Consider the following 6896-nt stretch of genomic DNA (forward strand, 5'->3'; position numbering starts at 1 on the left):
CGGCGGTCTGGTCGGCGGCGGCGGTCTGGTCGGCGGCGGCGGCGGTGGGGTCGGCGGCGGTGGGGGTGGGGTGGGGTTCGTCGGCGGCGTCGCCACCCATCCCGACCACCGCGGCCGGTCGTTGTCCACGATGGTGTGCTCGTTCGTCGTGAGCGCCCTGCTCGCCGAGCACGGCACGTGCGCGTTGATGGTCGACCGGGAGAACGCCGCCGCGATCGCCGTCTACCGGCGGCTGGGCTTCGCCTACCGAAGCGTGACCGCACTGCGGGACGCACCTCACACCTGAATGGCGGACGCGGTGGAACAGCGGCGGGACTTCGTGATGTTGTGATGTGCATGACGCTGCCGAGCACCGCGCGCGAGATCCGCCTCGCGTCCCGCCCCGAGGGCTTCCCGACCGTCGACGACTTCCAGCTCGCCGAGGCGCCCGTGCCGACCATCGGCGACGGGCAGCTGCTCGTCCGCAACATCGTGATGAGCGTGGACCCGTACATGCGCGGCCGGATGAACGTGGGCAAGTCGTACGTCCCGCCGTTCGAGATCGGCAAGGCGCTCGACGGCGGCGCGGTGGGCGAGGTCGTCGCGTCGAACGCGCCCGGCTTCGAGGTCGGCGACACGGTGCTGCACTTCCTGGGCTGGCGCGAGTACGGCGCGGTGGACGCGGCCGACGCGGTGAAGGTCGACCCGGAGGCGGCGCCGGTCAACGCGTACCTGGGCGTGCTCGGGATGCCCGGCATGACGGCGTACGCGGGCCTGCTGGACGTGGCCGCGTTCAAGGAGGGCGACGTGGTGTTCGTGTCCGGCGCGGCGGGCGCGGTCGGGCAGGTCGCGGGGCAGGTCGCCCGGCTGCGCGGCGCGAAGCGGGTCATCGGCAGCGCGGGCAGCGACGAGAAGGTCAAGTACCTGGTGGACGACCTGGGCTTCGACGCGGCGTTCAACTACCGCAACGGCCCGGTCGGCGAGCTGCTGGCGGAGGCCGCGCCGGACGGCATCGACGTGTACTTCGACAACGTGGGCGGCGACCACCTCGAAGCGGCGATCGACTCCCTGACCATGCACGGCCGGGTCGCGCTGTGCGGCGCGATCTCCAACTACAACACCAAGACGCCGTCGGGCGCGCGGAACATCGGCCTCGCCGTGGGCAAGCGGCTGACGCTGCGCGGCTTCCTGGTGCGCGACCACGAGCACCTGCGCGAGCAGTTCGCGCGCGAGGTCGGCGGCTGGATCGCCGAAGGCAAGCTGCGCTACCAGGAGACCGTGACCGAGGGCCTGGACCGGGCGCCGGAGGCGTTCATCGGCATGCTGCGCGGCGAGAACACCGGCAAGGCCCTGGTCAGGCTGTAGGCGCGAAAATCGTTGTGGGACAGGGCCGGCGGTGCGCTAGCGTCGCCGGCATGTGCGCCGCCTCGGCATCGACCCGGTTGCGCCGCGTCTAGCGGCGGCGACCTTCGGTTCGAGTAGAAGCTCCGCCGCTCCAGCGAGTCATCGCCGGGCGGTCACGTCGTGCTGCCCGGTTCGCCTCCCAGCAGCCGCGGAGCCCCAGCAGTGCGCACCCACCACAACGGCCGGCACGAGAACGGCCAGAACTTCCTCACCGACCGCGCCGTCATCGCCGCCGTGGTCGACCTCGTCGGCCGGACCGGCGGGCCGATCGTCGAGATCGGGTCCGGCGGCGGTGCGCTGACGCTGCCCCTAGAGGCCCTCGGCCGGCCGTTGACCGCCGTCGATGTCGACCCGCGCCGGGTCCGCGAGCTGCGGCGGGTCGTCGGCCCCGGCACGTCGGTCGTGGAGGCCGACTTCCTGCGCCACCCGCTGCCCGCCACGCCGCACGTCCTCGTCGGCAACCTGCCGTTCCACCTGACCACGGCGCTGCTGCGGCGGATCGTCCACTCCGACCACTGGACGGACGCCGTGCTGCTGGTCCAGTGGGAGGTCGCCCGGCGGCGGGCGGGCGTGGGCGGCGCGACGATGATGACCGCGCAGTGGTGGCCCTGGTACTCCTTCGCGCTGGTCCGACGCGTGCCGGCGACGGCGTTCCGGCCGCGCCCCGGCGTGGACGGCGGGCTGATGACGGTGACCCGCCGGGCCGACCCGCTCGTGGACGCACGACGGCGGCCGCGGTACCAGGCGTTCGTGCACCGCGTGTTCACCGGGCGCGGGCGGGGCGTGCGGGAGGTCGTGCGGGCCGCCTACCCGTCCGCGCGGATCGCCGACTGGGCCCGGCGGCACGGCGTCACCGACCGGACGTTGCCGCGCGACCTCACCGCCGCGCAGTGGGCGGAGCTGTTCGAGCGGTGCGGCTAGCGGACCCGCCGTCGACGCGGTCGAAGATGCCCCGGATCTCCACGAGCGCGGCTTCCCGGTCGTCCTCGTCGTCGTACCACTCCTCGGCGGCGCGCCGCTCGACCACGGACTCGGGGGTGAACTCGCCACCGAACGCGCAGGCGTCGAGGCAGTACTCGAACCCGGAGTCGACCATCGGGTCCAGGCCCTCGCGCTCGCAGTGGGCGAGGAAGCCCTCGGCCGCCGCCCACCGCTCGCCGTCGTACCAGAACACGCCGCCCGCGTAGTGGATCGAGTCGCCCGTCCCCTCGTCCACGAGGTTGAGCGACTCGTAGTTCTCGGGCCGGTTGCGCACCAGCCGCACCAGGGACTCCGGCACGCCGCGGTACAGCGACTCCTGGAGCGCGTAGTCGCCCTCGGCGTACAGGTTCAGGTCGGACTCGTGGTCGAACGTCAGCAGCAGCGCGCGACCGTCCGGGGTGAAGTACCAGACGGCCGACTGGCCGCCCCCGTCGTTCCACGCGCACCGCTCGGCGCCGTCGACCGTCATCGGCTCCACTTCGGCGATCTCGCCGATGACGGCCGCACGACGGCGCACCTCGGCGAGCGGGGTCGCCGTGAGGGCGGCCCAGGTGTCGTTGCTCATGCGCGCAGGCTACTGACGCGCACCCACAAGAACGGGCGGATCGCGGTCAGACGACCTCTCCGTCGGCCGCGACGACCCGTCCGGCGTGGACGACCAGCGTGCGCGGCGCGCGGTCCATCACGGCGGCGGTCACCGTGTCGCCGGGCACCACCACCAGGTCGGCGGGCGCGCCCTCGGTGAGGCCCGCCGACCGGCCCAGGACGGCCGCGCCGCCGCGGGTGGCGATGTCGACGCACATCTCCACCAGGTCGTCGCGGCGGAACCCGTTGCGGTAGGCCAACTGCCAGGCGCGGTCGAGCATGTCGCCGTTGCCGTAGGGCGACCAGTAGTCGCGGATGCCGTCCTGCCCGAGCCCGAGCCGCACCCCGGCGCGCCGCAACGCCTGCAACGGCAACGGGTCGCGCACGCCCGGCGCGACGGTCGTCACGGCGACGTCGTGCTCCGCCAGCAGGTCCACCAGCTCGCGCTGCCGATCACCGTCCACAGTGGACAGCGCGAACGCGTGGCTGATCGTCACCTGGCCGCGCATGCCGAGCGCGTCGACCCGCTCGCAGATCAGCTCCACCTGGAACGCGCCGAACGACCCGCCGTCGTGCAGGTGCACGTCCACGCCCCGCTGGTGCTTCTCGGCCAGCCCGAACACGACGTCGAGGTGCCGGACGGGGTCGCGGTCGTAGCCCGCCGGGTCGAGCCCGCCGACGAGGTCCGCGCCCGCGCGCAGCGCCGCGTCCAGCAGGTCGGCCGTGCCCTTCTCGCGCAGGATGCCGCACTGCGGGAACGCGACCACCTCGACGTGCGCGCGCCCCGCGTGCTCCTCGCGGGCGGCCAGCACGCCTTCCAGCTTCTCCAGCCCGGAGTCCACGTCGACCTGGGCGTGGCTGCGCACGCGCGTCGCGCCGCCCGCGATCGTGCGGCCGAGCGTGTAGGCGGCGCGCTGGGCGACGGACGCCTCCGCGGACCGCCAGTTGCGCCGGTCGTTGTCGATCAGCCCGGCCAGTCCCGGCCCCGCGGTGTGCGGGCGGAACGGCAGGCCGAGCCGGGTGGAGTCGAGGTGCGCGTGCGCGTCGGTGAACGCGGGCAGCAGCACGCCGCCGCGCCCGTCGACCACCGGCACGTGGGGCGGCGGGTCGAGGTCCGGGGCGATCGACGCGACGAGCCCGCCCTCGCAGAGCACGTCGACGACGGGCGCGTCCGGGCTGGTGGGCCACGGTCGCGCGGAACGGATCAGCAGGTCACCGGTCACCAGGCGACGCTAGCCCGCCCGGCAGGAGCTTGCCAGGGTTGAGCACGCCGGTCGGGTCGAGCGTCCGCTTCACGGACGCCAGCACGTCCAGCCCGAGCGCGCCGACCTCGGCTTCGAGGTACGGCGCGTGGTCCGTGCCGACGGCGTGGTGGTGGCTGATCGTGCCGAGTCCGGTGATGGCCTCGCCGGCGGCGGCCTTCGCGACCTGCCACTGTCCGATCGGGTCGGCGGCGTCGCGCGCGGCGAGGACGGTGAAGTACAGCGACGCGCCCGTTTCGTACGCGTGCGAGACGTGGCACATGACGACGCACTCGCCCAGGGCGTCCACCAGCGCGTCACGCACCGCCGTGCGCAGCTCGGTGAGCCTGGACCAGTGCGTGGCGGTCTCCAGCGTCTCGACGCACACGCCGACCTCCATCAGCGCGTCCCGCTGACGGGGGCCGTTGAACCGGCCGTGCCGCCACGCCTCGCCGAGGACCGTGCCCAGGGACACCACGCGGTGGCCGCGCAACGTCGCCGCGCGCTTGCGCCCGACCGCGGCGGTGTCGGCGCCGTGCCAGCCGAGGATGAGCAGGCACGGCTGCCGCACGCCCCGCGCCCTCAGGTACGCCTTCAGCGCGGCGGTCTTCCAGCCGCCGGACAGCGCCAGCGACACCGCCGTCTCGTCCACATCGGACAGACGCGTCACGTCGGCGAGCACGCCGTCCTGCGCGAGCCGGCGCACCAGCGCGGTGCCGCGCGCCCAGCCGTCCACCACGAAACCCTCGTACCGCTCGACCCGCGGGCGCGGCCGGACGCGGAGCGTCACCTCGGTGATCACGCCGAACGCGCCCTCGCTGCCGACCACGAGGTGGCGCAGGTCCGGCCCGGCGGCGGACGCGGGCGCGCCGCCCAGCCGCCACTCGCCCACCGGCGTGGCCAGCCGCACGCCCTCGACCATGTCCTCGAACCGGCCGTAGCCGGAGGACGCCTGGCCGGCCGAGCGGGTCGCGGCGAACCCGCCGATGGTGGCCCGCTCGTACGACTGCGGGACGTGCCCGGTGGTCAGGCCGTGCGCGGCGAGGAGCCGTTCGGCCTCGGGCGCGGGCAGGCCGGCCTGCAGCACGGCGAGGCGGGACTCCGGGTCGACCGAGACGAGCTTGTCCAGCCGGTTCAGGTCGAGCGCGATCACCGCGGCCTTGTCGCCGCGCAGGGCGGTCACGCCACCGACGACGGACGTGCCGCCGCCGAACGGCACCACGGCGACGTCGTGCTCGACGCACGCCTTCAGCACGTCGGTGACCTGCTCGGGTGACGCGGGCAGCACCACGGCGTCCGGCACGGCCAGCTCGCCGTCACCGCGCTGCCGCAGGAGGTCCAAGTAGGACAGACCGCCGGCGCGGCCCAGCCGGGAGTCGCGGTCGACGCGCACGAAACCGGGTCCGACGACGTCGGCCAGCGCGGCGCGCGCGGCGTCGTCCAACGCGGACTCCGGCACGGCGGGGGCGCGTCCGGGCGTGCGGACGTCACCGAGCCCGATCCGCTCGCGCAGCCACGTGAGGGCGTGCGGCGGGAGGGTGCCCGCGGTGGAGGTCCAGCGGCCCCGGAGGGTGTGGTCGATGCGCTCGGTCACCGCTACAGTGTGACACATGACGTCTCAACGTCACAGTGATGACGCGCTCCTCGACGCGGCCCGCGACTGCGTGGTCGAGGTCGGGGTCCGCCGCACCACGCTGACGGACATCGCCAAACGCGCCGGCGTCAGCCGGATGACCCTCTACCGCCGCTTCCCCGACGTCGGAACCCTGGTCAGGGCCTTGATGACCAGGGAGTTCACCGCGCTGCTCGGGCGCGTCGAGGTGACCGGCGACAACGCGCGGCAGCGGCTCGTCGCGCAGGCCATCGCGGGCATCCGGCTGCTCGCCGCCGACCCGCTGATGCGCCGCGTGCTCGACCTCGACGCCGAGCTGATGCTGCCCTACCTCGTGCAGCGGCTCGGCAGCACGCAGAAGCTCGTCGAGGCGTTCCTGGTGGCCCAGGTCGAGGCCGGGCACGCGGACGGCTCGATCCGCGCCGGTTCCGCGGCCGCGCAGGCCCGGCTCGTGCTGCTGACCACCCAGTCGCTGGTGCTGTCGATCCGGCCCGCGACCACCGACCTGGACTTCGAGGAGCTGCTGGCCGAGCTGGCCGCCTACCTGGACGCGGCGCTCACCGGTCCCGGGAATTCGGGCGGCACGGAATCGGCGCACACGGATTCGGCGCACACGGATTCGGCGCACACTGATTCGGGGCGGACATGAGCACCTCGCACGGCACGTCCCTCAACGCCGCCCGCCGCCGCGCGGACCTGGACCACCTCGCCTCCGCGACGGTCGACCTGCTGGTCGTCGGCGGCGGCGTGACCGGGGCCGGGGTCGCGCTCGACGCGGCCTCGCGCGGCCTGTCCGTGTGCCTGGTGGAGGCGCACGACCTGGCCTTCGGCACGTCCCGCTGGTCGAGCAAGCTCGTCCACGGCGGCCTGCGGTACCTGGCCCAGGGCGAGGTCGGGCTGGCCTACGAGAGCGCGGTCGAGCGGGGCATCCTGATGACCCGCACCGCGCCGCACCTCGTCCGGGCGCTGCCCCAGCTCGTGCCGCTGCACGGCAAGCCGCACGACCCGGTCGTCATGGCGGGCCTGCGCGCGGGTGACGTGCTGCGCCGCCTGGCCCGCACGCCGTCCCGCGTGCTGCCGGGACCGCGCAGCGT

8 protein-coding genes are annotated in these 6896 nt (G+C 74.4%); 5 read left to right on the forward strand and 3 right to left on the reverse strand.

The window, feature by feature from the left end; all coding sequences use genetic code 11:
- The 3 genes from ACFQ3T_RS32880 to erm all read left to right on the forward strand — a co-directional run.
- Positions 1-286, forward strand: a 286-nt coding sequence (locus tag ACFQ3T_RS32880) for a GNAT family N-acetyltransferase (RefSeq protein WP_380729416.1), incomplete at its 5' end; no start/stop codon positions are given.
- Between the two features lie 50 nt (positions 287-336).
- Complete coding sequence (locus ACFQ3T_RS32885; protein ID WP_380729418.1) at positions 337-1344, forward strand: NADP-dependent oxidoreductase; 1008 nt, start codon at positions 337-339, stop codon at positions 1342-1344.
- 201 nt (positions 1345-1545) lie between these two features.
- On the forward strand, positions 1546-2304 hold the full coding sequence (erm, locus tag ACFQ3T_RS32890) for a 23S ribosomal RNA methyltransferase Erm (protein ID WP_380729420.1): 759 nt from the start codon (positions 1546-1548) through the stop codon (positions 2302-2304).
- On the opposite strand, the gene ACFQ3T_RS32895 is transcribed toward erm, so the two are convergent.
- The 3 genes from ACFQ3T_RS32895 to ACFQ3T_RS32905 are packed head-to-tail and all read right to left on the reverse strand — an operon-like array spanning position 2261 to position 5784.
- Positions 2261-2929, reverse strand: coding sequence for a hypothetical protein (locus tag ACFQ3T_RS32895; RefSeq protein WP_380729422.1), 669 nt, complete (start codon positions 2927-2929; stop codon positions 2261-2263). The genes erm and ACFQ3T_RS32895 overlap by 44 nt on opposite strands.
- A gap of 46 nt (positions 2930-2975) precedes the next feature.
- Positions 2976-4172 carry an amidohydrolase gene (locus ACFQ3T_RS32900; RefSeq protein WP_380729424.1) on the reverse strand — a complete coding sequence of 399 codons (1197 nt, stop codon included), beginning with the start codon at positions 4170-4172 and terminating at the stop codon, positions 2976-2978.
- Complete coding sequence (locus ACFQ3T_RS32905) at positions 4162-5784, reverse strand: FAD-binding oxidoreductase (RefSeq protein ID WP_380729426.1); 1623 nt, start codon at positions 5782-5784, stop codon at positions 4162-4164. The genes ACFQ3T_RS32900 and ACFQ3T_RS32905 overlap by 11 nt, the downstream gene beginning before the upstream one ends.
- 16 nt (positions 5785-5800) lie before the next feature.
- Between ACFQ3T_RS32905 and ACFQ3T_RS32910 the strand changes: the two genes are divergently transcribed.
- The gene (locus tag ACFQ3T_RS32910) at positions 5801-6451 is read left to right on the forward strand and encodes a TetR/AcrR family transcriptional regulator (protein ID WP_380729428.1); all 651 of its coding nucleotides are present in this window, start codon (positions 5801-5803) and stop codon (positions 6449-6451) included.
- Positions 6448-6896, forward strand: a 449-nt coding sequence (locus tag ACFQ3T_RS32915; protein ID WP_380729430.1) for an FAD-dependent oxidoreductase, incomplete at its 3' end; no start/stop codon positions are given. The genes ACFQ3T_RS32910 and ACFQ3T_RS32915, both read left to right, overlap by 4 nt.

It is taken from the genome of Saccharothrix hoggarensis (assembly GCF_042678885.1).
Taxonomy (GTDB): domain Bacteria; phylum Actinomycetota; class Actinomycetes; order Mycobacteriales; family Pseudonocardiaceae; genus Actinosynnema; species Actinosynnema hoggarensis.